The sequence below is a fragment of the Kribbella catacumbae DSM 19601 genome, assembly GCF_000372465.1.
Lineage (GTDB): Bacteria > Actinomycetota > Actinomycetes > Propionibacteriales > Kribbellaceae > Kribbella > Kribbella catacumbae.
Genome location: NZ_AQUZ01000002.1, coordinates 183067 through 209402, shown reverse-complemented (window position 1 = coordinate 209402; position 26336 = coordinate 183067). Strand labels below are relative to the sequence as shown.

General features: G+C 65.4%; 19 protein-coding genes. 11 read left to right on the top strand and 8 right to left on the bottom strand.

Annotated features, from left to right (window positions below):
* From A3ES_RS50970 to A3ES_RS0103060, 11 genes are all read left to right on the top strand, one after another.
* Complete coding sequence (locus A3ES_RS50970) at positions 1-1038, top strand: hypothetical protein (RefSeq protein WP_020385312.1); 1038 nt, start codon at positions 1-3, stop codon at positions 1036-1038.
* A 50-nt stretch (positions 1039-1088) separates the two neighbouring features.
* On the top strand, positions 1089-3356 hold the full coding sequence (gene mobL / locus A3ES_RS0103105; protein ID WP_020385311.1) for a relaxase MobL: 2268 nt from the start codon (positions 1089-1091) through the stop codon (positions 3354-3356).
* 181 nt (positions 3357-3537) lie between these two features.
* Positions 3538-4107, top strand: a complete 570-nt coding sequence (locus tag A3ES_RS0103100) for a hypothetical protein (RefSeq protein ID WP_020385310.1) — start codon at positions 3538-3540, stop codon at positions 4105-4107.
* A 117-nt stretch (positions 4108-4224) separates the two neighbouring features.
* Positions 4225-5991 carry an AAA family ATPase gene (locus tag A3ES_RS0103095; RefSeq protein WP_020385309.1) on the top strand — a complete coding sequence of 589 codons (1767 nt, stop codon included), beginning with the start codon at positions 4225-4227 and terminating at the stop codon, positions 5989-5991.
* A gap of 130 nt (positions 5992-6121) precedes the next feature.
* Positions 6122-8173, top strand: coding sequence for a hypothetical protein (locus A3ES_RS0103090; RefSeq protein ID WP_026162508.1), 2052 nt, complete (start codon positions 6122-6124; stop codon positions 8171-8173).
* A gap of 117 nt (positions 8174-8290) precedes the next feature.
* Complete coding sequence (locus A3ES_RS0103085; protein WP_020385307.1) at positions 8291-12304, top strand: type IV secretory system conjugative DNA transfer family protein; 4014 nt, start codon at positions 8291-8293, stop codon at positions 12302-12304.
* A 161-nt stretch (positions 12305-12465) separates the two neighbouring features.
* The gene (locus tag A3ES_RS0103080) at positions 12466-18024 is read left to right on the top strand and encodes a hypothetical protein (RefSeq protein WP_020385306.1); all 5559 of its coding nucleotides are present in this window, start codon (positions 12466-12468) and stop codon (positions 18022-18024) included.
* A gap of 5 nt (positions 18025-18029) precedes the next feature.
* Positions 18030-19739, top strand: coding sequence for a hypothetical protein (locus A3ES_RS0103075; RefSeq protein ID WP_020385305.1), 1710 nt, complete (start codon positions 18030-18032; stop codon positions 19737-19739).
* A 75-nt stretch (positions 19740-19814) separates the two neighbouring features.
* Entirely contained in the window at positions 19815-20162 is a 348-nt protein-coding gene (locus tag A3ES_RS0103070) for a hypothetical protein (RefSeq protein WP_020385304.1), read from the top strand.
* A gap of 133 nt (positions 20163-20295) precedes the next feature.
* Positions 20296-20625 (top strand): HU family DNA-binding protein, encoded by a 330-nt coding sequence (locus tag A3ES_RS0103065; RefSeq protein WP_202806426.1) that lies wholly within the window; start codon positions 20296-20298, stop codon positions 20623-20625.
* 77 nt (positions 20626-20702) lie between these two features.
* On the top strand, positions 20703-21251 hold the full coding sequence (locus tag A3ES_RS0103060; RefSeq protein ID WP_157630304.1) for a hypothetical protein: 549 nt from the start codon (positions 20703-20705) through the stop codon (positions 21249-21251).
* A gap of 153 nt (positions 21252-21404) precedes the next feature.
* Here the strand turns inward: A3ES_RS0103060 and A3ES_RS0103055 are convergent, their stop codons facing one another.
* The 8 genes from A3ES_RS0103055 to A3ES_RS50960 all read right to left on the bottom strand — a co-directional run bounded on the left by A3ES_RS0103055 (position 21405) and on the right by A3ES_RS50960 (position 25662).
* Positions 21405-21650, bottom strand: coding sequence for a hypothetical protein (locus tag A3ES_RS0103055; protein WP_020385301.1), 246 nt, complete (start codon positions 21648-21650; stop codon positions 21405-21407).
* Entirely contained in the window at positions 21650-22366 is a 717-nt protein-coding gene (locus tag A3ES_RS0103050) for a hypothetical protein (RefSeq protein ID WP_157630303.1), read from the bottom strand. Before A3ES_RS0103050 ends, A3ES_RS0103055 begins: the two co-directional genes overlap by 1 nt.
* 416 nt (positions 22367-22782) lie before the next feature.
* Positions 22783-23013 carry a hypothetical protein gene (locus A3ES_RS53395; protein WP_020385299.1) on the bottom strand — a complete coding sequence of 77 codons (231 nt, stop codon included), beginning with the start codon at positions 23011-23013 and terminating at the stop codon, positions 22783-22785.
* A gap of 109 nt (positions 23014-23122) precedes the next feature.
* A complete protein-coding gene (locus A3ES_RS0103040) occupies positions 23123-23395 on the bottom strand; it encodes a hypothetical protein (protein ID WP_020385298.1) in 273 nt (90 codons plus the stop codon).
* A complete protein-coding gene (locus tag A3ES_RS0103035; protein WP_020385297.1) occupies positions 23392-23661 on the bottom strand; it encodes a hypothetical protein in 270 nt (89 codons plus the stop codon). Before A3ES_RS0103035 ends, A3ES_RS0103040 begins: the two co-directional genes overlap by 4 nt.
* Positions 23662-23847: 186 nt before the next feature.
* Complete coding sequence (locus A3ES_RS46060; protein ID WP_157630302.1) at positions 23848-24204, bottom strand: HNH endonuclease; 357 nt, start codon at positions 24202-24204, stop codon at positions 23848-23850.
* A gap of 5 nt (positions 24205-24209) precedes the next feature.
* Positions 24210-24698 (bottom strand): hypothetical protein, encoded by a 489-nt coding sequence (locus A3ES_RS0103025; RefSeq protein ID WP_157630301.1) that lies wholly within the window; start codon positions 24696-24698, stop codon positions 24210-24212.
* 94 nt (positions 24699-24792) lie between these two features.
* The gene (locus A3ES_RS50960; RefSeq protein ID WP_020385294.1) at positions 24793-25662 is read right to left on the bottom strand and encodes a hypothetical protein; all 870 of its coding nucleotides are present in this window, start codon (positions 25660-25662) and stop codon (positions 24793-24795) included.
* Positions 25663-26336: the final 674 nt, after the last annotated feature.

Genomic DNA, 26336 nt, shown 5'->3' with positions numbered 1-26336 from the left:
ATGAATGACGTGTGGGCGCACCGCGTACTGCGCGAGCGCGGCGTCGAGACCACACGGACGGAGAAGATCGACGCGGATGTTGCCGTGTTCGTCGAATCCATGGAGCTGAAGCACTACGGCCCGGAGAGAAACTACCGGCCATACCTCCACCTGCACGGCGAACTGCGCTCGGTGCGTCCTCATCAGCAGTTGCCGTACGGCGTCGACGAGGTGACGTTCCCGATCGGAGGCAGCCAGCCGGTCGACGTGTTCTACGAGTTCGACGACCAGCAACTCGTACAACTGGCCCTCAAGGGCTACTTCTCCCCGGCATTCACCCTCCCCGAGCAAGTCACCGGGATCGACTGGGAGCTGCCCGCCACCGTCGATGCCCTCGTGCTCGCTCCGGCTGGAGACACAACGCTCGTCACAACGCCCGAGAGCGCCCCGGACGTGCCCGTGGTCTTCGTCCGCGTCCACGGCCTCGGCAGCCTCGACGTCGATCTGGAGTCCTCCGGCTACGACATCACGGAGTACTTCGCCGATCACAGCACGACGGCCGGCTCGCGGCACGACCAGGACGTGGTCAGCCAGACTGGCGTGAGCGCTCGCTCCGACGCATTCACGTCGCTGTTCGACGACGCCGACTTCGGGCAAGCATCCACCCCCACGGCACTGGCGCGCCCCGGAGCAGAAAACGACGCCAAGAGGCCACTGGCGGCACAGATGCAGGCGGTCGCTGCCTCCCTGGACGCCGAGCAGGCGCAGCTTCGCCTGGAGCGCGAGGAAGAAGCAGGCACCCCCGAGAACGTCTACCGCTCCAGGGTCGCCGCCTCTCTCGAGGAGACCAGCGCCGAGGCGGCCATCGACGAGGGACCCGAGCCGGTTGTATCTGTCGACCTGGACGGCGAGACAGCCGAGGAACTGCCTGTCGAGCCAGTCCACACCGAGCCGCCCGCTGACATGACTCGCCTCGACGAGCTGAGGCGCCAAGTGAGGCTGCGTGCTGCTGACCTTGACCCCGGCGAAGCAGGGTCCGTTCCGGACCACCAGGTCTGACATCGGGCCGGCACAACGGCGCGGCGGATGGCGAGGAGCTTGTCGCCGGGATGGCGGCCGCCAAGATCACCAAGGGGATGGGCATGGGCCTGAAGCAGGACGTAGTGATCGTCAACGAGTTCTCGATCAAGAATCCGGACGGCTCGGGGTCACGTGGTGCGACGCCGGGCAGCTACGTCGAGCGCTACATGGCGCGGGAGCAGGCGACCGAGTCGCTGGCACCGGTACAGCGGCTGCGCACCGACGACTTCATCGTCCGGTACATGGCCCGGGCATCAGCCGTCGACCACGCCATATCGCGCGAAGCGGCCAAGAACGACATGCGCCAGGCGCAGGGTGCCGGCGGCGTCGCCTTCGGCTACAGCTCGGTGTCCTTGTCCGACGAACAGTTACGCGCGGCCAGTAGAGACATCCAGGACCAGTTCGAGGCCGGCCGCACGGTACTCAAGACGGTCCTATCGTTCGATGAGGCCTACCTGAAAAAGCACGGCATCGTCGATCAGGACTTCCACTGCCAGGCACGAGGGGACTACCGCGGTCACATCGACCAGATGAAGCTGCGTCTGGCGATCATGCACGGGCTGGAACGGATGAGCTCAGGCAACAGCGGCTTCGACGATCTGCGCTACGTCGGCGTCATCCAGGTCGACACCGAGCACGTGCACTGCCATCTGGCCATGGTCGACGCCGGGACCGGCACGGTCACACCGTCCGGAACTCAGCGGGGCAAGCTTCTGGACCGGCACAAATCCAGGCTCCGCCGCGGCGTTGACGCCTGGCTCGACGAGAAACAGACGATGGCGCACCTGTCCAGCGCCGTTGGCTACGAGCGGCGCAACGTCACTACCTTCATCAAGCGCTGGGCACACGAACGCATGCGCGACGACGCACTCCCCCAATTCCTCATCGCGTGCCTCCCAGAAGACCACCGGCTCTGGCGGGCCGGCAGCAATGACCGCCGCATGCGTAAGGCGAACCAGTTGGCCACCGAGCTCGTCACCGAGCAGCTCGAGCGCCCCGGCTCCCCACTGCCGCAGGCCATGGAAAGGATCGTCGACTACGCCAACCAGCGCCGCGCGAGCGAATCGCTCACAACACGTGAGTGGCAACAACTGGTGAGCCGCGGACGCGCGCAGATCCTCGAGCAGGCGATCAACGGCGTCTACCAACTGGTGCGCTCGCTTCCTGCCGATCAGCTGCGCATCCGCACGCCCATGCTCGACATCATGGGCCTGGACTACGAGCAGCTGACCGCACTGGCTCACGATCGCGCCCCTGACAGCGGTCCCGAGGAGACCGACCTCGTCTCGTTCGCCTTCCGGCTGCGCAGCTACAACTCCCGGCTTGAACACCACCGAGAGCGCGTCTTGGCCTATCGGGATCTGGCCCGGCAATGGGAGAAGGCCCAGGCGGCCGGTGTCGCGGCCGAGGAATCGCGCCCGCTGTACGACTTCTACCGCTTCGAGCAGGAATATCACCGCAAGCTCACCGCCAAGTATCGGCACTTCCTGCCGTTCGTCGGCGACACCAGCGCGTGGTACGAGCAGCACAGGCAAGTCTCGGACTACGGTCAACGGCTCCTGTCACTGATGAGCCTGCGCAGAGATGCCTCGCTACAGCGGATGAGGGACGCTCAAGAAGCAGAGCGACTGGGCCGCGAAATCTACGGACAGCCCGGAGGGCGTCTGCTCACCGAGGGCACCGCGGGCCGGACCGTCCTCGACCACCGGATCTTGACGATGCAGCGATCGTACGACGAGCGTCTGGACGGGCTGCGGGCCTCGCTGTACGGATCAGGGCTGGTCTTGGTCACCCTGAACGCCGCCGACGGGCCCGCCGGGGTGGAGATCATCCGAGGCGCGGACTACGACTTCGACGAAGTCAGGTCGCTCGACCTGCACCACCTCGGCTACGACTTCTTCTCCGACGTCACGATCGGGGCCACGGCCCGGACAGGATTCACCACCGCGGCTGCACAGCGGCGGCGGCTCCTGATCGCGGCTATGGCCTACCTGGACGACTCTGGGCAGGCACGAGCGATCACGGACCTCCCGGTCGACGACGTCGCGGCCATGACCGAGCTCGCCGCACAACTGGCACGGTCTACGGACTCTGCCGGCCAGAGCATCCTCCCGAGCCGGTTCGCGCAGCTGCGCACCCGGCAGGACCTCACCCACCGCCGGACGACCTCGGCACTCGACGCCGCCCTCGTCATTCGTCTCCAACACCAGATCGATCGGGTCGTCCTTGAGACCGGCGCCCGTTCAGGTCCCGACTCCCCAGATCCCCACGAATCCGAGGCGAACCGCGACACCTAGGCAGGTCCTGCCAGCGACATCACCCATTAGATGACCATTAGATACTCTTCTCTACTTGCATTAATGATTATCTAGATAGTAATCTGTGGACGATTCGCGAGTAGGGTCTCGTACCCGCAGCGGATGTTGCCGATCCAGACCGACTCGTGGTCGAGCCGGGCAGAAACAGGGAGAAGAGATCATGGCACTGCTCAAGGGCAAGGGCGCGATGACCGGCGTCAACCTGCTGGCCAAGACGTACAACAACAACGCGACGAAGGACGGGAAGACGCGCTTCCTCGACGTCATGGTGGACCACCGCGACCCGCGCGGACCGGAGCAGACGAACCTGCACCTGGTCTCTCAGCGCACCGAGGGGGACCGCATCAACAACGGCGCGCCGTATTCGAAGGGGCAGTTCGTCGAGATCGTCGACGCGGCCGGCCCCAACTCGGAGCCGATCATGAACAAGGACGGCCAGGAGATCGGCCGCGTCTACGCGGTCAAGGCGAACGTGATGCCGTCGACCAAGGGCGGCGGACTCGTTCTCAACTCGAAGTCGCTCACCCGGTCGGACTTCAAGATCGACGACAAGACGATGGACGGCCAGTTCGCATCCATGAAGGCGGCCAAGAAGGCCGCAGGCACCTCGGCTGAGCAGGAGGCTGGGACGCCTGTCACCGAGGCGCAGGCCGCTGCGGAGCACGGTGACGTACCGCTGTTCGAGGACGCCGCGACGCCGGCGAGAGGCGAGGAGCTCGCGGTGGGCTGATCGGGATCAGATCAACCATCAGGCCCCGGTAGCCGGGGTGAGCTCATACGGTCCTCGCAACGCCTCGACCAAGGTGGTGCGAGGACCGTGTCATGACTGCAGCGGAGGAAGCAGGCCATGTTCGACGGTTCCCGGCTGAGCGAGGGCTACGCACTGCTCGCCCGCCTGTCCAGCCCTATGAAGCCGCCAGAGCGCGAGATCGTGGGCCGCGGGTACGAGATGACACAGTTGCTGGCGGCAATGAGGCGCGCCGAACTGTGCAACGCTCTGCTGCTGGCTCCTGCTGGATCCGGAAAGAGCGTGCTCGTCCAGGGCGTCAGTCAGATCGACACACAGCGGCTCTACCTCGAAGTCGACCCGGCGCGAATGATCTCCGAGGCCGGCGACTCCGACCGGATGGCCTCGACACTCAAGGGCTTCTTCGACGAGGCCGAACGCTTTGCCCGCGACGAGAACCGTGAACTGGTCCTGTTCATCGACGAGTTCCATCAGATCGTGCAGTTGTCGGATGCGGCGGTCGAGGCGATCAAGCCTGTGCTCGCCGCTTCAGGGGCCCGAGGAATCCGGGTGATCGCTGCCACGACGTACGAGGAGTTCCACCGCCACATTGCGCCGAACCAGCCACTCGTGGAGCGGCTGCAGCGCATCAATCTCGCTCCACCGGACGAGGCGACAACGGTGAAGATTCTCGAAGGCATGGCCGAGCGCTACGGAGTGGCCGATCAGTTCCACGGCGACCATCTCTTCCGGCTGATCTACGAGTACACGCAGCGATACATGCCGGCGAGTTCGCAGCCGCGCAAGTCCATCCTGGTGCTCGATTCAATGGTGGGCTGGCATCGGCACACGAAGCGGGCCATCGACAAGCGCCTGCTCTCGGACGTACTGATGGAGTCGCTGAACGTCAACGTCGCATTCAGGGTCGACGGCGCCCTGATCAAGCAGCAACTCGATGAGAAGGTGTACAGCCAAGACCATGCCACGTCGGTCGTTGCACGGCGGCTGCAGCTGTGCGTTGCGGATCTGAACGATCCATCACGGCCCATGGCATCCATGTTGTTTGCCGGGAGCACCGGTGTCGGCAAGACCGAACTGACCAAGCAGCTGGCCAGGCTGCTGTTCGGCGACGATCAGCGTCACCTGATCCGGTTCGACATGACCGAGTTCGCCTCGGACGACTCTTTCGGGCTCTTCCGCTCCGAGCTCACCAAGCGGGTCTGGGACCTGTCACACGCCGTGCTCCTGTTCGACGAGATCGAGAAGGCTTCGCCGATGGTCACGCGCGTCCTGCTCCAGGTACTCGACGACGCCCGGCTGTCGGACGACAACAACCGCGAGGTGTCGTTCCTCAACACCTACATCGTGCTCACCACGAACGTGGGCAACGAGATCTTCTCGACCATCGCGCAGTACGAGCCGGACGACACCGGCTCGGGCAAGAAGCTCAGCGAGTACGACAAGCTGATCCGGCGGTCGATCTCGACCACCGCGGGCGCCGATCGCTTTCCGCCCGAGCTCCTGGGCCGCATCGACGCGATCGTTCCGTTCCAGCCGCTCTCGCTGGAGACACAACGAAAGATCGTGAAGAACAAACTGTGGAGCCTGATTGAGGAGGTCCGGGTCAAGCACAACGCACAAGTCGTCATGTCCGAGCGAGTCCTGCAGTACCTGGTCGACGACAAGGGCGACTCCGACTCCGACGCCGGCGGCGCTCGAACAGCGGTCGCGAAGCTCACCGACGAGGTCAGCACGGAAGTAGCGCGCTTCGTCAACGAGCACCCCACCGAGCGCCGGCTCAGCGTCGACGTCAAGGGCGAACTGGCCAGCAATCACAAAACGATGCTGATCTCAGACGGCCACATCGTGGTCTCCGCGATGAGGTAGTCCCTCCACTATCCACAATCCTTTCCGAATGATCTATTAAATGATCATTAAATGGTATCTTTGGATGGTGTTGCATCGACCTCCTGGTAGACGAGGCAAATCGGGCTATAGATCGAAGGGACCCATTGGTGTGAGCATCCTGACAGGACCCAAGCATGCCGTGCGGAGGAAGGAACGGCAGAAGAAGCCGGACGAGCTGCTGTCGTCGGTGGTCCGGGAGACCGCCGTCCCGGCGGCTGTCGAGTTGCTCCGCGGCAACGAGCGTTTCGGTTTGCCCAGCGGGACGGCATGGGTGGTCCTGGTGCTTGCCGCAGAAAGCATCGGCGGTCTGAGCAGGCGTCACGGCCGTGACGAGGCCAGGGGCTCCATCATCGAGCTGATCGAGAACGATTCGATCCGCACGCTAGCGACCGACGACATGCTCGACCAGCAGATCTTCGGGATCATTCCGACGATCGGGACGCTCGAGCGGATGGACGAATACGGGCTGCTCACCACTGCGGACTACACCTGGGCGGTGGTCTACCAGCGCGGCGGCCAGGGCCTCCAGGTCGACCTGGCGGCGCCAGCAACCTTCGCTCAGGCGCAAGGAGTCTCGCAGGGCCGGGTCGATCTCAAGGACGCGGTCGGCTCCGAATTGTGGGCGCGGCACAGCGGCGAGGCGAACATCGATGCCGGCCTCACCGAAGCGGCCGCCGACGCCGAGCTGGCTGAGGTCGCGGTGGAGCCGAACGAGAGATCCTTCGACGACGGCGACCCACTGTTCGACCAAGAACCGGTATTCGGCACCGACCCGGACGACGATCTGGACTTCTCGACCGCCTTCACCGACGACGAGGGCTTCGACTCGCCGTCCTTCGACGAGCACGGTTCCCCCGACGAGCTGGCCGATGGGGTCATCGGACCGGGCAATCCGGAGCCCAGCGGCGAAGGGTTGGATCAGCCCACAGAACAGCTGCCGGCCGCGCCGGTAGCGAACCAGCTTCAGGTGCGCGGAAGCCTGGCTCGACGGTTCCTCAGCGAGGACCTTGACCTGCAGGTCACGCTGGACGAGTTCACGACGTCGTTCGGCGTCGGCGCGCTGACCGTTCAGATCGAGGCACCACAAGCCGCCACCTCATGGCTCGGCGATCAGCTCGCGCAACTGGTTCGGCAGGCTAACGCGCAACTGTCGCAGTTGCACGCCGACGGTCAAACGACGCTGCAAACGCAGTTCGTCACGCTCATGAGCCTGCACGCAGAGCAGGTGATCCGCGAGGTCTCCATCGATCGCGAGGGAAGCGTCTACCAGGGGCTGACCGCCGGGGCGCGGGCCGAGTACCGCGAAGCGCTGGCTGCCAGGGAGGAGAAGGGCCGGCAGGCTCAGGCCGAGATCGCCGACGTATTCGAGGCCGCTATCGCCCGGGTCGGTCAGCAGGCGGCCGCCCAGGCCGAGGCGCAGTACCGAGAGCGGAACAGTCCACGGATCCGGCGCGAGCAGCTCGATGCCGTGACGGCGATCGAGGCGAAGGTCGAGAACGACTACGACTACACCCGCCAGGAGATCCTCGGTCTTCGCCGCAAGGACGCCGAACGCAAGATGGCGATCGGCATGACCCGGGTCTTCGAGGTGCTGGCTGAACGCCAAGCCGAGGCTCTGGCGGCCGAACGCGAGCTGCTGGTTCGCCTGACGGACGAGATCCAGTCGGTCATCGACGAGAACCGCAAGAACGACATCAGCCGCGCGCAGGCGCTGGCCACCGAGCAGGCCACGGTCGACCGGGTCGGTTCGCTCGAGCGCGAGCACGCCGAGGCGATCGCCCGGATGCGTGCTGAGCAGGAGGAGCAGTCACGCCGGGCCGAGGAGGAGTTCGAGCGCGCGCGTCACTCCACGATCGAGCACCTGCGTGCCCGGGACGAGGAGTGGCAGCACCGCCTCAAGCTGGAGAGCGAGAAGACGACGTCGCAGACGAACCGGGTCAGCGATCTGCTGCTACAGATGGACCACATGAGCGAGTCGTTCGGCAAGCACTACGACGCACGGGTCAATGAGCTGCAGGCAGACCGCCAGGCCTACATCAACGATCTGGAGCGATCGAACCTGATGCAGTCGCGATCCAACACAGCACTGATCGCGATGGCGGCCGTGCTCGCACTACTCATGCTGGCGGGCGGGTTCGTCATCGGCGCGACCCTGATCTGAGCGCATCGCAGGGCCGCACCCGATCGCAGAAAGAGGCCAGCGGCGTACAGGGGATCGTCCCCGCGCCTGTGCCGTTATCGACTTTCCGGCAACACAGTGAGGACGAGGAGCGCAACAATGGCGCGAGGGAAGCGGAAGGCGTCGCGGGCGAGGGCGAGCGGCTGGGACAAGATCTCGGCCCGGGGCTCCGGGCAGACGCTGTCACATCGCGACGTGCACGACCGGCAACAGCTCGACCGGGGCCAGCTGCAGGCCAGGCGATCGAAAGCACCCGGAATGGCCGGCGCGATCATTGCCGGCGCGATCATCGCCGTCATCACCTGGGTCCTCTACTCGGTGATCGCCTTGGTCGTCCTAGGGCTGGGAAGCACGATCTCGAACACCGCGAATGGCGACCGCCCGGGTGAGAAGTTCTACATCAAGTCGACCCGCACCGCCGAGGGCGGCGCCGCCGAACCCTGCTACCAGCAGCTCGACAAGGCCGGGCAGCCCACCGGGAAGTGCTATCCGGACCTCGCCGACGTTCCTGTGCCGCAGTGGTACACAGCCAAGCAGTACGACGCGAAGAAGCAGGGAACCGAACCTGCCAAGACGACGAATCTCGGTGCGCAGCTGGCTGACGTGTCCGGATTGAAGCTGTTCGTCTCCCTGGGGACGGGGCTTGTGCTCGGCGTCGTGCTGGCCGCCTGGGTCTCGAAGCGGGTCGACGCCGCCAATCTGATGCGCGACACCTCCGACATCAACCAGTACGAGAACGACCAGCACATCGCGGTGCCCGAAGAGATCCAGCGCAAGTTCGACTGGTTTCCCGATACCGGCGCGCACTCGGGTGTCCAGGTCTCCTCGATGATCAGTCACATGATGCTCCAGAAGAAGGGGCTCAAGATGATCGCGGTGTCGCGTCGCGCCGCCGCGGACGTCGTGGACGAGGACGGCCAGCTCGTCTACTACGCCGGTGAGGCCATCGACGACGACACCGGCGAACCGGTCTTCGACTCGCTGCCGATCATCGATGAACAGTTCGGCGACGACCTCTTCGACACCTCCGGGCTGCCGGCCGACAAAAGTCTGCGGAAGAAGTACGCCACCACGGCGATCCCGTACAACGGGGACGGGAAGGACCGCGCCAAGCTCGGGCCTTACAAGACGGTCGCCGACCTGATCAACGACGATTGGTCGTTTCCTGCCTACGAGGTCCAGCGCCCGGGCGGGGCGTACATCGTGGACACCGCACCGGTGAACACGATGGTGCTGGCGATCACCCGGGCCGGTAAGGGGCAGACCTACATCGAGCCGATGCTCGACATGTGGTCGCGCGAGAAGCGCCCGTCCAACATGGTCATCAACGATCCTAAGGGCGAACTGCTCGTGAAGAACTACGTCCCGTTCGTGACCCGCGGCTTCGAACCGGTGCAGTTCAACCTCATCAACGCGATGAAGACCGACATCTACAATCCGCTGGGTATGGCGGCCGACGCGGCACGCGAGGGCGACTCGACCAAGTGCGCCCTGTACGTCGAGAACATCGCCGATGTCTTCTTCCCCGTCGACGGCGGCGAGGATCCGGTCTGGCCGAACGCGGCCAACAACGCCTTCAAGCGCGCGGCCTACGGCCTCATCGACTTCTATCTCGAAGAGGAACGCGAGCTGCGCGAGCATGCCGCGGCGACGCGCATGGATCCCGAGACGCTGGAAAGGCGCCTCGACGACATGTGGGGGCACGTCACCCTCTACAACTGCTACCAGCTCTTCGTCCAGCTCACGAGCAAGAAGCTCAAGAACCCTGAGGCCGAGCTGGAGAAGAAGGTCAAGGCCGGCGGGTTCGAGAACGACGAGGCCGGCCTCGAAGCGGCCCGCGACGACGCCGAGCGCCAGGCGTTCCTATGGGAGGGCAAGGCGGACCAGGACATGCTCACGCTCTACTTCAACGCGACCGAGGCGTTGCCGACCAACACCATGCGCACGCTCATCGGCAACGCCAACAACGCGCTGCGGGCGATGGCGGGTGCCGAGAAGATGCTCGCGTCGGTGTACGGCATCGCGATCACGGCCATGAGCTTCTTCACCGACCCCACGATCTCGACCCTCACCTCGGGCAAACCCTCGCAGAACACCGACCTGGGCGGGCTGTCGTTCCCGCGCAGGCTGGGCGTGCGCTTCTCCATGAACTACCTCAAGCGCGACCACCTCATCGGCCAGCAGGCCATGTGGTCGGCCTATGCCGACCCGAGATTCGCCGAACCTCTCGGCGAGGACTTCGACCACGCCGACATCGTCTCGCGTGAAGGCTGGGCCCGGTACTACTTCAGGGGGAAGTTCCCCACCGACGAGGCCTGGCTGAAGCTCGAACTGGTGAACCCACAGTCGAAAATGCTGGTACGTACCTTCTACTTCCACTTCAAGAAGAACTATCAGGTCTCGCTCAACGGCCGGCACTACGTCGCCGAGCCCGTCACAGGCAAGAAGATCGTAAAGAACGGCGTGATCCGTGAGCTCCGGCCGGTTCACACAGACGCCACGCACGACAGCGCGATCACCGAGTACCAGCCGGCCGACACCACTTATCCGCAAGACCGGCTCGATCTCACGGCATCCGGTGCCCCCGAGAAGGTCAGGGGGCACGCACGCGCGATCACACAGACGATGGTGCGCTACTCCGAGGCCCCGAAAGCTGTGTTCCTGGTGACCCCGCCACACCTGATGAAGTACGCCAAGCTGATCTTGATCCTGATCAAACAGCTGGTCGATCTGAACTTCGACAAGTCCTACATGACCAAGAGCAACCAGAAACCGCTGTACAAGACGCGGTTCATGCTCGACGAGCTGGGCAACCTGCAGTCCGACGGCAACGGCATCGCGGGCTTCGAGACGATGCTCTCCATCGGCCTGGGCCAGGAACAGCAGTTCACGTTGATCCTGCAGACCCTGCAGCAGCTGCGTGACGTCTACGGAGAAAGCGTCGACAAGATCGTCCAGGGGAACACGAGCAACATCGTGTTCCTCAAGTCCACCGACGATTCGATGATCGAGACGCTCGAGAAAATGAGCGGCACCACGCACAAGTCCTACATCGACTCCAAGCAGATCAGCCAGGACCTGGACAAGGTCGTGGGCGGCAAGACCGAGGGCCGCGTCTCCTACACGATGAACACCAAGGAGGAGCCGCTGATCAAGTACAACGACATGGCGTTCATCCCCGAACGCAACTCGATCGTCTTCCGCGCGGGCGACCCTCCGGTCTGGAATCGCAACGAGACAAGCCTGCCGATGTCGTGGCGGCTGTTCGAGGACGCGATCATCCACCCCGGGCACCCCTACACGCTCCAGACGATCCCGACGCTGAGCTCGGCGTTGGACTTCGACGTGCGGATGAACCAGCCGGACTTCCGCAAGATGCTCGACAAGCGGATGAATCAGGCGATCCACTCCGGCAGCGCGAAGGACGTCTATCAGGAGAGCTACGGCTACGCCGACGTCGACATCGCGCGCCTCGATCCGGACATCTACTCCGACGAGGTCATGGAGATCGTGCAGATGAAGGTCAACGTCGAGCAAGGACGCGACCCGCATGCGGTCCGCGAGGTCGACGTCGATGACCTCGACGTCGCGATGATCTACGACGACGACCAAGTTGTCGACAACGTCGAGCTCGCCGCGGAGGTCGCCCAGCGCGAGACAGCCGCCGCCGCGCGTCGCCGGCTCATCTACGCCGAAGCGACGATCAGCCAAGACATGCTGGTCAAACCCGACGGAACTGCACGAGTCAAGAGCCTGGATCGGCAGCTCACCGAGGCATACAAGTCAGCGCTCGTCGAGCTCCAGCAAGACCGGGACCACTTCTCCGTCGGCGGCGACGGAGAGCTGCGCAGCGCCGACGGGTCGCGGACCTACATCACGCCACTGCGCTCGTCGACATTCGCCGAGGCTGCAAGCAAGCTCAACAGTGCGGCCAGCAGCGGAGACTCGAGGGTCTTCTTCGACAGCGAGTTGCGCGAGGAAGACCTGCAGGCGCTGGCAACGGTGGAGATCTCAGCCGACTTCTACCGATTCCTGGCTTCCCTACCGACCTGGGAACACCTGGCCGGCGGCGCGTTCGACCGCGCGATGGCAGTCGAGATGCTGGACAGCTGAACTGGACTCAGCCTCCGCCGTGCACGTCGGCCGCCGCCCTGCCTTGAGGTGTGGGCGCGGCCGACTCAGCTTTTCAGTGACCATTGAATAATGATCACGAATAATGATCTACTCTCTATAGAATGGTTATGTGCCGATCACTCCCGCGGAGGCGATGAACGATGAAGACAGGACATGGGCTGCGGCGGTACTTCTTCGAGTACGTCGTCTACGACGCGATCCGGCTGGCGCGACACAAAGCGAGCCAGGTCATCCCGATCTCACAGGCGAAGGCCATCAGGCTGCGCGCCGACGAGCGGCTGGCCCCGCTGGGCAGGTCTGTTGCCGACCCGCAGCTCGGCGTGCAGGACCTGCTGACAGCGCTGGACGCGTCGATCCAGGAGTCCGTGCCGGGCTCCGGTCCGATCTTCACCGAGCCCACGGTCACAGACCCGCTCCTGCAGCAGCTGCAGGCACGCTTCCTGCGCGAGGTAGGCCTGGCCGGCCCGGTAAACGCGGCGCCGGCCCTGCCGATCAGCCCGTATGACCCGGAGTGGTCGCAGCGGGCAACGATCAAGGGCGCGGGTACTGCCCTGGTCTATCTTCCGGACGAGACGATCGAACGGGACATGGGCGGCGAGACGAACCGAGCCGCGAGTCCCGAGCACGGGCAGGCAATGTTGTGGATCGCTGATTCCGGCGGCCGTCTGTCCGAGGCAGGTCTGGCGATGACCGACGAGGACGCCTCCGGGCTGACCGCGCTACGCGATTCGATGAGCGTCCGCGACTACCAGCAGGTGCGCCAGTGGGTTCTCGACGGCGGCCGCGATCCTCGCACCGGCAGAGTGGACCGCAACCGGTTCATGTCTGCCGCCGCCGTGGAGCGGTCGGTCGCGATGCTGCGGGAACTACAGGCCCAGGGACTCGGCTACGAGGTACGCCGGGACCAGAATCCAGGTCAGATCAAGGCCCGCGTCTCCGGGACCGGGATGGAGATCCGCCTCACCGAGCCCCGGCCCCGTGAGGACTATGCCGGCGCCCGCATCTACGACAACGGGATGGTCGTGCGCTACTCGACGAACCACAAGATCGAGCGGGGCAAGACCGCGCTGTACTCCCCCACTCCGGCCGAGGCCGTCGAGCTGCTCCGCTTCGCGCAGGGCCGGGCGGTGGTACGCCAGGACCGTCCCGACCTGCTCGCCGGCCAGAACGGCTCGACGCACATCGAGACCGCCCGCAGAGGCCGCCAGGGCGCCGCCGAACCGGTCGAGATCGAGGACAGCTACCACGTCGGCAAGGACTCGATGTTCGTGGTCAAGGACTACCGGTCGGCTGGCCAGCGCCATCGCGAGGGCTCGAAAGTGATGCTTCGCCGTGAGGCAAACGACCGCAGCCTGCCCGAGTTCTTCGTCAATGCCGAAGCCGCCGAACAGTACCTCTCGAAGGCCGTGGACAGCGCCCGGGAGAACCTGCGGGCCTCGCTGGATGCGGACAGTCTCATCGCGGCTTTCGAGGAGCAGCGATCCGCCGGCCTGAACCTGGTCGAGTTCGAGCCTCCGCAATACTCCAGCGACCCCGAGATCGCGACCGTTCAGCGTTCCTACTGGGACGTTCTCACCGGGCATCGCGGCGAGCTCCTGCGCCCTGGCGCAACGGAGCAGATGTACGAGGAGCGCCTCGGCATGATCGGCGAATTCCAGTCCTCCGGGCCCGGTATCGAACCGGACTTCGGCAACCTCGTCTACGGCGGCACCGCCGCGGAGAAGGTCCGGGCACACGCCGACGAGATCGCCGACGAGCTCATCGGCAGCCGGGAACCCGAGACGCTCCTGGTCGACGGCGAATTCGTCGAGCAACGCTTCGACCCGGTGCGCGTCGCCAAGTACATGACCAGCCCGAAAGGCCAGTGGTCGAACCTCGACGAGCTCGCCCAGGCGTTGCGCCGAATCGAGGCCGATCCAGGCGAGATGCGCGGCTCCGGATTCCAGACCGACCGGTTCAAGGATCGGCTCGTACGGTTCGACGAGACGACAGCCGTCCCTGCGGATGCGCACAGTTCGCTGTTCGTGCGGCGCGTCGGTGACACCGTCCGTTCGAGCCTCGCGCGCAACGCGGCAGAGCCGGGCGAGATTCTCATCGACCAGCAAGGAGTCATCCGCTGGACCGCCGAGAAGATGAGGCGTGACGGCTCAACGACAGCCGTCACCGGGCAGATCGGGCAGGTCTTCGACGTCGGCGGGCACGGCGAGATCATCACCGGCTTCATCAGCGGCGACAACGGCCTCATCGTGCCCGGATACGAGGCCCGCATCGCACCCCAGGTGCCGGGCGAGGCCAAAAGCGTCGAGGAGCGGACGCTGCTGCGGGGCTACGAGCAGACGATGATCGACCGGATCGAGTACCAGCTCGCCAACGATCTGCTGTCCGGCCGCAGCGAGGTCGGCGAGGGTTCGTCGCTCAACCGCGTCTACACACAGCTGTACGGCACCAAGCACGCAACCGACTTCATCGATCGCGCCCGCGACGAGGATTCCGGCCAGCTCGACCCCTGGACGGCAGCGATCCTGGCCACCGAAGCCAAACGGGTCCGCTACTCGAACGAGATCAAGACCGGCTCAACGGTCTACGCGGAGCACCAGGCGGGCAAGGGCGAGTCCGACCCCGCCGATGACAACCACTTCGACGCGTGGAAGCTCACCGGCGGCCGGAACATGGCGGTGCTCACTGGCACTGACCAGAACGGCGTCGCGGCACCCGCCGGTTACTTCGACCCGGTCATGACCGGAGGTGCGACCAACCAGGGCATCGTGCGCTACCTCACCGAAGACGCGACGGTAAGTCCTGAGGGACGGATCATTCCCGGCGACCCGGCGACGACGTCCGGCGGGCGCGCCCCGCTGATGAACCGCCCCGAGCTCGAAACACTCCGGTACGACCCGTTCGACCGCCAGCAGATGACCGCATCCACGCTGATGCAGTCATCGAAGATCACGTCGGCCACCGGGACCGCCATGATGACGTTCGGCGGCTGGACGGCAGACGACCCGATCGTGATCAGCCGCGAGTTCGCGCAGGCCAACCAGATCCGCGGCGCGGGTAATGAGCTGCGCGACCTGGTCGTCGGCGACAAACTGTCGGATCTTCACGGCAACAAGGGCGTGGTGTCGCTGGTCGTCGACCGCGGCATGCGCCCAGAAGACGCCGGCCGGGAGCGCGTCGAGCAAGAGGTTGCCTGGTTCCGCGCCAACCCGGACCTCCACGTGGTGATGAGCCCGTTCTCGCTGATCTCACGGCGTAATGCGGGTTCGGCGCGCGAGCTCATGGCCACCGGGGCCAAAGATTTGACGGTGCCAGGCGGTGGTGTGCGGGCCGGGAGCCTGGGCAGCATGCGGTTCATCGTCACCCACATGGCCGTCGACGAGAAGACGAAGATCTACGACGACGAATCGGTGCTGGCCGGCAAGGGCCGCAAGGCCTCTTCTCAGCTGGCTTGGGCGCTCGGTGCGCAGGGCTGCCCGGCGATCATGCAGGAGTTCTACGGCCACAACGCCGGTGCCGAGGCGAACCTGCGCGAGTACATGCTCAGCGTGGGGCTCGCCATGGCAGCAGACGGGACACTGCACGTGATCGGCCGGGACAGCAATGACCGCGGGACGGGCCACGACTTGGTGGATGAGCAGCCCGAGCGGCGCCTGTTCGCGATGCCTGAGCTGGTGCGAACCTCGAACGGCGGGCTGCATGTCGTGGCGATGCGCCGATCTTTCGGTGCGCTCATCGGCGACAAGGGAGGCGACCTCGAGATCCCGTTCCCGCTGCGCTACCTGACCGGCGAACAGACCGAGGCGGCCTCCGGGACCTCCTGGAAAGTACCGGTGCTGTCCTCGCACCTGCGCTCGGGCCAGGAGTTCGACGACGGCAGCGTGGTCACCCACGACTACACCAACCGCTACCTCGACATCCACGAGCAGGCCTGCCGCTACCGGGCGCTGCAAGACAAACTCAACGCCGGGTCCCTCGGCCAGGGCGAGCGCGAAGAACTCGGCGACGCCATGAGCCAGGCCGCCGCCCGTGCCCAGCGCAACTTCGAGGCCATCACCACCGACCTCGAGCAGCGAGTCTTCAGCGGGAAACACAACATCTTCAAGACCGGCCTCATGTCGAGCCGGCTCGCCGACTCCGCGACCGCCGTATGGACCGCAGATCCCCGCCTCGACGTCGACCAAATCGCTGTCAGCCCGGTCATGGCCGATCAGCTCGGCCTGATTGAGGGTGACCACGCGCTCGTCTGGCGTGACCCGGTGCTGCGCGACGCGGGCGTGCGCTATCTGCGCGTCGCGGTCGACCAGCGACTCACCGGCGTGGCCATCAACCCGGTGATGGACCAGTGCTTCGACGGCGATTTCGACGGCGACGCCGTCGCCGTGGTGAAACTGCACAGCCGGGCGGCGAAGGCCGAGGCAATGGCGAAGCTGTCGGTGCCGGCGAACCTCCTGGATACCGGTGTCGTGAGCGAGCAGGGCACGCACCCGTTCGCCATGCAGGTCTCCCTCGACACCCAGGTGGCGCTCTCGAAGGACCCCGAGCTGCGCCAACAGCTGGACAGCCTGAGTGGCGCGGCGAACCTCATTCGCTGGGGCGCAGCCGATGAAGCTCCGGAGACGACCCGTGCGCGTCAGGACGACGTGACCGTCCGGTTGAGCGGCTTCTACCGCAGGGCCCAGCGGGGCGAGTTCGGCACGGCGCTGTCGTTCGCCGACCTGCAGTCACACCTGAACAGCGTGCGCGACGTCTGCGTCACCACCGGCGCCAAAGGCAACCTCCAGAAGCTGACCGACTACGCCCGATACCTCGGCGGCCACAGCGGCCGCTCCGGCATCAATCGGGCCGACCAGGAGGCCTCGATGTTCGCCACCGCGATCAAGGCCCACGGCACCGGTCTCGGTGGCTCGTACAGCCAGCGCGCCGTCCGCGCGCTGCGCAATGAGGACATGAAAGCCGTCCTCGAGGTCACCTACCCGGTGACGCAGTCCGTCCTGCAGGCCAAGCATGACGCCGCCGAGGCCCGGCACAAGTACGAGATGCTGCAGGGACCGGGGCGCGATCTGTGGCGCGGGCGCGTTCTGGAACACCTCGGGCCAGGCAAGTGGCGGGCGCTGTTCGAGGACGGTGTCCCGCTCCAGGCGACACCTGAGCAGTGGGTGGAGCAGTTCGTTGACTTCTACCGGGCCAAGGACGGCTTCGCCGTCACCGTCAACCCTGCCTACGTGGACCGGGTGGCCCAGGCGCTCACCGACCCGAAGACCGGGCTCGTACGCAACCTGGAAGACGATGCGTCGCTGCAAGGCTCGTTGATGGATCGGATGGCGTACGGCGGCACCCTTGAGGACCTGGTCGTCGCCGCCGGCAAGCACGAGAACCTTTTCGACGGCGAGATGAACGAACAGTTCTGCTCAGCGGCCACCCGACGATCCCGCCGGCCCGCCAACGGCCTGCTCCCGGACCCGGGGTCGCACAGTGAACCCACCGTGCAAACCATCGCGGACGCCCTCGTCAAACGCGACGTCGTCACCGACGAGCACGGCGCCGCACAGGCACGAGGCGACCGCCGCCGCTCGACACATGCCGTCGCAGTGGCCGTCGCTGCGCGGCCTGCCCGTGGCCAGGCCCCGGCCTACATGCCGCTGATCGACCCTGAACCAGCCGCGCCCGCCGACGGCGCCGGCTACGAAATGGAGAGCTGAGCACCATGGCGCAACGAAACAGCCGGGGCCGCAAGGCGCTCCCGATCACCGGCGAACTGGTCTTCAACCCGGCGCAAAGTCAGCACCGTCGAACCGGCGCCCAGGAGGAGCCGATCGACGCCGAGTGGTGGGAAGACGAGCCCTCCGGGCAGAACGGAACCGGCGGCTCCGGCTGGCAGGACCGGTGGGACCGCACCCGCGACTTCTTCAGTACCCGGGAGCGCCGCCGCGAGGAGGAACAGGCCCGTCGGCGCGAAGCCGACCGCGAGCAGACCAACGCGACCGAAGATCTCACGGACCGCGAGCAGCTCAAGCTGCTGCGCGAGAACGTCCGCGACGCCGGGAACAAGTACATGGAATCGCTGCGTGCGTCCAAGATTCTCGTGCGAGGGTTCAACGACGACGAGCGCGTCGAGAAGCTCAGCGCAATGCACCGCGTGCATGCCGAGACAATGGTCATGGCCGCCATGCGGCCATTGAACGAGGGCGTCAGCGCGGCGTCGGTCGTGCGCGTGATGTCCACGATGGCGGCGATGTACCTGATGTCGCCGACGTTCCGCCACATCGTCAAAGAGCGCCTCGAACCAGTCTCGACGGCGATCCAGCAGCGCATCGACGCCAAGGCCGAGTCGAAGATGAACTGGGCACAGCAACTGGCATCAGGACACGAGGCCGAACGCAGAGGGTCGCGACCCGACGCTGACTCCGTTGATCCCAGTGGCTACCTGTCCAAGAAGTGGCAGAGACGCTACGCCGACCTCAAGTTTCGTGAGCGCGGCCACCGCGAGATGTTCACGCCACGCTCCGCGGGAATGACCGAGATGGCACTGACCGAGAACGCGTTCGCGGCACTGCGTCAGCCCGGTGCGGACACCGAGACGATCATGGCGAGCTACACCACGATGATCGCCAGGCTGTACCGGCAGGCCGAAGAGGACGGCATCAGTCGCGAGGAAGTCACAGAGGCCTCGCGTGTCGTCCTCGGACAACGCATTCGGGAAGACCCGCGCGTGCAGGTGATGGTCAACGGGTTCGCCCACGGCCAATGGCACATGTCGCCCCCGCACGAGGAGCGGATCGCTGGCACCGACCAGATGCAGACGGTCTGGCGCGGTGACTTCTTGGACTGCACCGGATGGCCCGTCGATCCAACCCGGTACGAGGACGCCGTCAGCCGCCAGGGCGTGCTCGGCGCGTTCACCCTTCGCCCCCAGATGGGGCACGCCGAACATCGCGACCGGATCTCCGAGACCATGGCGATGACCATGTCGCACGCGGCTGCGCACGGCGACATGGAAGCGTTCAACCAGGACCTCGCCGGCTACATGCTCGGCTGCGTCGCCCGCGCGCAAAAGGTCGACGGGGAGGGGATGCCCGGCAAACTGCCGGACAGGCTCTTCCAATCACGCACCATGCAGGCGGCCATGGCCGCTGACAGCGTGAGCGAGAAGGATCAACGGCTGCTCTACTCCAACGCCTACGCCGACGCGCTGGAGGCCGTCGACGCTGCCTTTCCGGAGTTCGCTCAACAGTGGGCGCAGCGGTACGGGCAGAACTGGCAACAGTTCATCGCTCACGTCGGCAACGATCCAGCCGAGGCCTACGACAGATGGCAGTCGCAGCAGAGCACCGCTTCTACCGCATCGAGCACCAGCAAGCCCCGCACCAACGGCACCTCACAATCAGCGGGGACCGAGCACGAATACCAGGCCTGACGTCCCGGACCGATCACACCGATCCTGTACTGCCGCAGTCAGTGACTATCAGCTTTCAAATGGAGAACTGAAGCTATGAGCAACCAGCACAAGGGCAACGGGCTCCCCCGCCCCAGCGAGACCGCCCTCGGATTCGGCTTCGTCACACCGGACGACCGGGCGAAGTGGGACCAAGCCCGGCACTACCAGCAACAGGACAAGACGCCCACCGCCGCCACGCAGTTCATCAAGTCCGCGATAGCGGCAGCGTCCGAGGTCGGCCGCGAGCAGAACCAGGCCAGACTGCGCGCAGCACACCAAGTCGCCGCCCAGGAGGAACGCGACCAGTCCAAGGAGACCCGGCGAACCATCACTCACATCGAGACCGTGGACATCCAAGACCGCGACCTCCGTCACCCGCTGGACGAAGGCTTCGAGTTCTGACGGCCAATCGGCCGAGCCGGACCGAACGCCCCAGCCGATGCTGACCATTCAAGAGACCTCTTCCGGTCAACCGAGCCCAACAAAACCAGCGTTACGCAGAAACAGAGAGCAGGGCCTGAACATGACGCAGGTGATGACCGACCCACACCGGCGCGTCGCGAGGCGCGAGTTCATCTCGCGCGTCGCAGCGCGCAGCGGGTGGCCGATCAAGACGGTCACCTCCGTCTACGAAGAGATCTTCGGCGAGCTCATGGACGCGGTCGCCCAAGGCGAGACCGTCGTACTGACAGGCTTCGGTCGCTTCTACCACCAGGCGCACAAGGGCCACAAGGTCCACTTCGGCCAGTCCGCGGTCGACGACTACTCAGTTCTGAAGTTCTCTGCCTCGCCCATCGTGAACCGGCAACTCGAGGGACACCCCAGTCTCACCGACGAGGCGATCGTGGAAGACGAACCGGCCTAAACATGCATCCCGGACGCGGACAGCGACTCAGACCGTCGCAGCCGTCCAGCGACGCATCCGCTGCTAGCGTCGGTGTCGTGCCCAGTCTGCTGCACCCCGTCACCTTTACCGGACTGCCCGCGTACCAGAAGTTCGCTACGCAACTGCACCAGCGTGCACCGGACACGGTGGCTTCCCCGATCGTCGCCGGACGCCTCGGCCAACTGGCCGAGGCAATCTGTACGTCCGACGCAGTATTGCTGACCGGCCACGGCTACAGCCCCACATCCTGGGGAGACGATTCGCCGTGGCCGTACGGCGATGCCGCCTGGTATGTCGGTGCCCGCAACTGGGGCTTCGGTACAACCCTGCCCGCGTTGGCCGCGGCGCTACACGCCGCCGGGGGTATCACCGCCCAGCTTCTAATCCTTGACGCCTGCGAGAGCGGCAGCACAGCCGTCGTCGACACGTTCCGCAACCTGATGACCCGCCCCGACCACGTCCTGATCGTCGCAGCGGATGGTTACATCGACTGGACCGCGGGCGAGCGCGCCATCCATAACCTTGTCGACCTCGCCCACGCGGGTATTTCGGCAATCGAGGCTGCCAGAGCGCTGCCCAACTCGGCGCCTTACTGCGTCGCCTAGCTAACCAACGCCGCATCCAAGGCTGGACGGACATCGGCAGGATCAACGCAGGCCTGCCGATGCTCGAAAAAGAGTGCACCCCGGGCGCAATCGCGTCCGGGGTGCACTGTGTGCTCGGGGTTCGTCGTGTGCAAGGCACAGATGTGGTGGTAGTCAATCGTCGGACAGGACCATGATGATGACGAGGATCAGAACCAGCGGGACAAGGACTGCGGCGGTCGCGGCGACGAGATGGCTCATGTCCAGAGGTGCCCGCAGCCAGGCGAGCAAAGAGTCCCAGGACCTGCTGACGCCGGTCACGACCCGAGCGAAGAACCCGGTGAGCCAGCCGGCCAGGACAGCAACGCTGCAGCCCGCGAATGCGCTGACTGCCACGACGCGACGAGTCGTGCTGAACATCAGCGGGCCTTCTGCTCGTCGGGGTGATCGTCGGCCGTCGCCCGCTCGCCGACGTATCGACTGAGGAAGGCGTCGTTCAGCGGGTCGAAGCCCGTTCGGCCCGTGAAGTCCTCGTAGTAGTCGACGGGATCCGCGTCGTACGGGTGGGGGCGCACCTGTCCGATCGCGTCGGCGATCCATGTGAGCTCGACCCGCCCCTGCCACTTCGGTTTCGTTCCAAGGCCGAGCGCGATCGCATCAACGATGTCGGTGTCGGTCGCGTCTCCCTGCGCACCGGATCGGCGCGACGGAGGGTACTCGGGCTTCGGGACGAAGCCCACGGCCTTCATCACAGGGTCGGGCAGTCCCAGAGAGGCGTAGATCGCTCCGTACTCGTCGTCGACTCCAGCGTCGACGTCGAGTCCTCCGGTGAGATAGATCCAGTAGCCACCAATCGTCAACAAGGTGACGTCGGGTGTGTCCAGCGCATCCTTGAGCTCGGTGAGCACGCGACGTCCGTACTTCTTGAGTGTCGCGAGATCGGCCATCTCGCAGGTCGGCTCTTCGGGGATGTCGCCATCGTCGTCGAGGAACTCGGCCTGAGTCTCGAGCTCGAACGAATCCCACTCGAAGGCACTCGGATCGGTGATCTCGTCCAGAGCCTCCGAACCGGCATCCCAGTCGAGCTTGGCGTCGGGAAGCGCGGCGACGTACGCCGTGCTCATACTTGCGCCCATGGCGGGCTCCTTAGTCGATTGAGTCAGGTAGAGGAAGTACAAGAGGCCAGCGCCGGGGATGGCGCTTCGATCAGAGGTCAGCTGTGCCCTCAGGTTGTCGCCTGGTGGCCGCGCTCCGGGCTGCGTCTTGCGTGGACAGATCGTTCAGGACGCACCTGCCTGAGAGGTGCTCCTCAAGCCACCAGTCGTGATCGCGCTTCGCGTTGGTCGGCGAGGTGTAGCGCCCGGAGGTGTCCCGTTTCTCGTCACAATGGGGGCATCTGATCCAGGCCATCGTCGTCGCAATCTGTGGTGGTCGGGGTAGGCGGTCCATGAGCCTGCTGCGCAACGCAGAGCAAGCATGATGGGCTGGTGGAGTTCGTCCAGTGGCGGCGCTGGACGACGCCGAGCCGGCCGTGAGGTCTATTTGCTGCTGATCACGGCCGCTGCTGCCAGCGCTGCAGGGCCGGGTTCCAGTCGGCCTCGGTGACCAGACGGTTGAGGTCTTCGGTCGCCTGAGGGTGGTCGGCGCCGCAGCGCACCCAGAAACCGTCCACGCTCGGGTCGCCGTAGACGTACCAGCCGAACTCGCGGCATTCGGCGTTGCCCGGCCACTCGCCGGACCAGGTGTCGTGTCCGCAGTCATGACTCTGTGACGCGCCGAGCATGAGGCAGGACAGGCGCTGGCCTCCCGTGGTCAGGCATCGCGCAACGTCGCAGTCGTTGGCGTGCGGTTGTCGGGCTCCCGCGCTGCAATCCGGGCAGGGCCCCGGTTTGCTACTCACGGCTCGTGCCAGCTGACGGCGCCAGCCGCGGGTCGACGCGCAGTGGCCGGCCAGCGGCGAGATCGCCAAGCGTCCGGACCCCACCGCAGGCGGGGCCCTCAGCGGTGCAGCAGCGCAGGGCCGCGACCATCTCCCGCAGGAGCGCGATGCCGGCATCGTCAGAGTCTTCCCAGGCCTTGCGGGAGTGCAGTACGTCGGATTCGATGAGGTCGCGTTCGGCCGACCATTGATCGAACCGGCTGATCAGTTCGTCAAAGGTCTTCATGGGCGGTCCTGGACGCCGCCTTGTAGTAACTCCTCAAGCAGGCGCGCGATCTCGTTTCCTGCGACATCGTGCACAAGCTTCAGGCTCGCGCTGTTGGCTGTCGTCAAGTAGCTGATGACCATGTCCGAGGATGCGTCCACGGCCGTCAGTGCCTGCACGCCGCCGGTGCGCAGGGTCCGCCTGACAGCGGCTTCGATTCTCTTGCGGGTCTGGCGATTGGCGCCGTTCGGGTCTCTGGCCGAACCGACCATGTAGTCAAGGGGCATGGTGGTTGTCTCCTCAAGACAGCCGTCAGTTGCAGACGGGCGGGCGGGCTTTTGCAGACGGAGGCTGCAAAAGCATGGGTAGGGGCGGTGAAGTACACAACCGGTTTCGTCGTCTGGCGCGGTGTCCCAGGTCGTTCGCCGGGACGCGGCTTTCAACGGCGAGGCTTTGAGCGCCAGGGCGGGTCGTCAGTACTTCGTACGGCGTCGTTGCAGCCGCCATCGATAGAGCGTGCTCGGGACGCGGTTCGACTTCCGCTGGTTGTGGCGCTCGCAGAGCAACTGCCCGTTCCACAACTCGGTCCGTCCCCCGCGGCTCCAGGGAACAATGTGGTCGGCCTGTGTTCCTTGCGCTGGGCAACGTCTCCACAGCGGCGGCTTGTGTTCGCAGCGGCCGGCGGCCTGCTGGATCAGTACTTGCTTCTCGGGCCAGGTGTAGAACCGATTCGGGTCTCGACGCCGGCGGCCCCTGCCTGCATGGCCCGCCAGGATCAGGACTCCGAGCAGTGCGATCGCGGACCAGATGATCTGAGGGTCTGCGTGCACGGCGGTCACTGCAGGTCGTTGCTGAGGGCTATGACGGCGCGCGCGGCCGCAAGGACTCCGTTCCAGCCGGTGGCTGAGTGGTCGTCGGTCAGCTTGCGGATCTCGGTTCCTCGGGAGTGGAAGAAGCCGCGGGCGTCGTCGTGAACCTCGATCATTGCGTAAGGCTCATCGGGCTCGTTGGCGAGCACCGAGATCTCCAAGCCCGGCACGAGCCCGGATTCGCGTAGACCGTAGACAACCTGATGGACGGTAGTAACGAACTCCGGGCGCCGAAGGAGCGGCGTGTGGTCGTCGCCGAAGGCCTCAGGGTCTACGAGTGGCTCGCCTGTCGGTGAACCTGCGGCGTCTCCCAGAGCACGGCTGAGTACCTCATCGGAGAAGGCAAGCACGGGACCGAGTTCCTCAACGGAGATGATGCGGCGTTCACTGTGCGGTTCGACATCGCCGGCGTCAGCGGTGGCGTCAGCAAGGCTTGCCGCCTGGACGACGGTCACGGTGCGGGCCTCATCCAGGCGAAGTCGCGTACCGCGGGGGTCGCGGTGCTGGTCGCCGGGGTCCAGTTCGGAGATGACACGGTATTGGGGCATGTCAGACCTGAATCCTGTTGGGTGTGGTGTGAGCGGCGGATGAGGAAGCAGCTTCGGCGTTCACGGCGCGGTGTTCCGCCCAGGCCTGGGCGGTCTTGTCGAGGGCGTAGCAGGCGGTGATGAAGCTGGTGTCGAAGTCGGACAGGTCCCATTCCCAGGTGTCCTGGCCGAGGTAGTCGTCGTGGTCGTTGAGCCATTGGTGCGCGTCCTCGCGACGACTCTCGACCTGGCGGGCATCGTCGATCAGTTCCTGCCGGCGTTCGGCCGGCGAGGTCTCGGGGATCGGCAGCCCGAAGTACTGCTCTTCGTCGGCCGAGTTGCCGTCGATGTCCAGGTGCGCGAGAGAAGGGTTCTGGCGCTGGTGCTCGAGGTAGTCCTCGTAGCGGATGCCGTTGCGCGCGGTGACCCGGCGGGCAATCTCTACGGTCTTCTCGTACTCGACCTGGGCGTCGAGCCCAAGGGCTGAGTCCTCCTGAAGAGTGTGCGTGACGTACCTGAGGAAGATGTTGTGGGAGTACTTTCGAACGCCGTGATAGCAGTCCCGTCCGACGATTTTCTCCGCCCAGTAGGCGAAGTCGATCGATGGTGCACCGTCGGAATAGTGGCTGCGGTGGCCGGCGCGGTTGAAGAAGGCGAGCATGTCCTCGATGCGCGCGAAGACGAACCCCGAAGCGAGGTCGCCGGATGTGGCCAGGTGCCCAGGCCACGTGACGACATCCCAGCTCCAGATACCGCCCATCTGCGGGTCACGCATTCGCAGGTGCCGGTAGAGGCCGTTGTCATGAACGACGGTGAGCTCGTGTCCGGCGGCGTAATTGAGGAAATTGAGGTACGTCCGGGCGTACGGGTTCTCGGGCTTTTCATCAACCATGGCTGACCTTTCAATGTTCATGGTCGAAGGACCGACCGGCTCCGGGCCAACGACAACTCATCGCAGACGTCCAGTTCCGCTGCTTGGCGTGTACGCCGGAGAGGGGCATCCGCCCGAATCGCCGGGCTCGCTTTGTAACCGGCCGGGCCTGCAGGACGGAATCGACCGACAGCGACCGTCTCGTCAGCTCCGTGCACCCGTCCGCAAGGACAGCTGCGCTTGGTGTTGCGAGTTCTGCTGCGGCTTGCGGTGCCGTGCTCCCGTCCGCAGGGGCACTTCTTCCACGTGTAGTCCGGGAAAGGTGCGGCCGTGACCTCGGTATTGCTGGTGTCCATGGGTGCTCCTCTGGCTGGGGCGACCGGCCCAACCTGTATCGACTGGTCGCGCCGGCGGCCGATCCTCTGTGGAATCCAGCAGCTCAGGGCTGTCCGAGCTCAGTTCCGCTTCCGGCGACACGCTGTATCAAGACGACAGTCCAGATGCTTCGATAGCGGCACCGCTGGTGTTACGGTCCTACCGCTAAGACTCGGACCGAGAGCTGAGATCTGGCTGCGACGCCCCCGGACGGCCCGTAGCTGGAGTTGAGGGCAGGGACCATGCCCATCTCGTTGTGAAGGCGACCTTGCTGCACACGGCTACGACACCCCATTGCCTGTCCGGGCGGGCTAGATGGG

Excerpts from the sequence above, each read along its gene's own strand:
- A3ES_RS0103080 (WP_020385306.1), top strand. The coding sequence starts at position 12,466 with ATGAAGACAGGACATGGGCTGCGGCGGTACTTCTTCGAGTACGTCGTC.
- A3ES_RS0103075 (WP_020385305.1), top strand. The coding sequence starts at position 18,030 with ATGGCGCAACGAAACAGCCGGGGCCGCAAGGCGCTCCCGATCACCGGC.
- A3ES_RS0103050 (WP_157630303.1), bottom strand. The coding sequence starts at position 22,366 with ATGGGCGCAAGTATGAGCACGGCGTACGTCGCCGCGCTTCCCGACGCC.
- A3ES_RS0103065 (WP_202806426.1), top strand. The coding sequence starts at position 20,296 with ATGACCGACCCACACCGGCGCGTCGCGAGGCGCGAGTTCATCTCGCGC.
- A3ES_RS0103055 (WP_020385301.1), bottom strand. The coding sequence starts at position 21,650 with ATGTTCAGCACGACTCGTCGCGTCGTGGCAGTCAGCGCATTCGCGGGC.
- A3ES_RS0103035 (WP_020385297.1), bottom strand. The coding sequence starts at position 23,661 with ATGCCCCTTGACTACATGGTCGGTTCGGCCAGAGACCCGAACGGCGCC.
- mobL (WP_020385311.1), top strand. The coding sequence starts at position 1,089 with ATGGCGGCCGCCAAGATCACCAAGGGGATGGGCATGGGCCTGAAGCAG.
- A3ES_RS0103040 (WP_020385298.1), bottom strand. The coding sequence starts at position 23,395 with ATGAAGACCTTTGACGAACTGATCAGCCGGTTCGATCAATGGTCGGCC.
- A3ES_RS0103085 (WP_020385307.1), top strand. The coding sequence starts at position 8,291 with ATGGCGCGAGGGAAGCGGAAGGCGTCGCGGGCGAGGGCGAGCGGCTGG.
- A3ES_RS0103100 (WP_020385310.1), top strand. The coding sequence starts at position 3,538 with ATGGCACTGCTCAAGGGCAAGGGCGCGATGACCGGCGTCAACCTGCTG.
- A3ES_RS53395 (WP_020385299.1), bottom strand. The coding sequence starts at position 23,013 with ATGCTCGGCGCGTCACAGAGTCATGACTGCGGACACGACACCTGGTCC.
- A3ES_RS50960 (WP_020385294.1), bottom strand. The coding sequence starts at position 25,662 with ATGGTTGATGAAAAGCCCGAGAACCCGTACGCCCGGACGTACCTCAAT.
- A3ES_RS0103095 (WP_020385309.1), top strand. The coding sequence starts at position 4,225 with ATGTTCGACGGTTCCCGGCTGAGCGAGGGCTACGCACTGCTCGCCCGC.
- A3ES_RS0103070 (WP_020385304.1), top strand. The coding sequence starts at position 19,815 with ATGAGCAACCAGCACAAGGGCAACGGGCTCCCCCGCCCCAGCGAGACC.
- A3ES_RS50970 (WP_020385312.1), top strand. The coding sequence starts at position 1 with ATGAATGACGTGTGGGCGCACCGCGTACTGCGCGAGCGCGGCGTCGAG.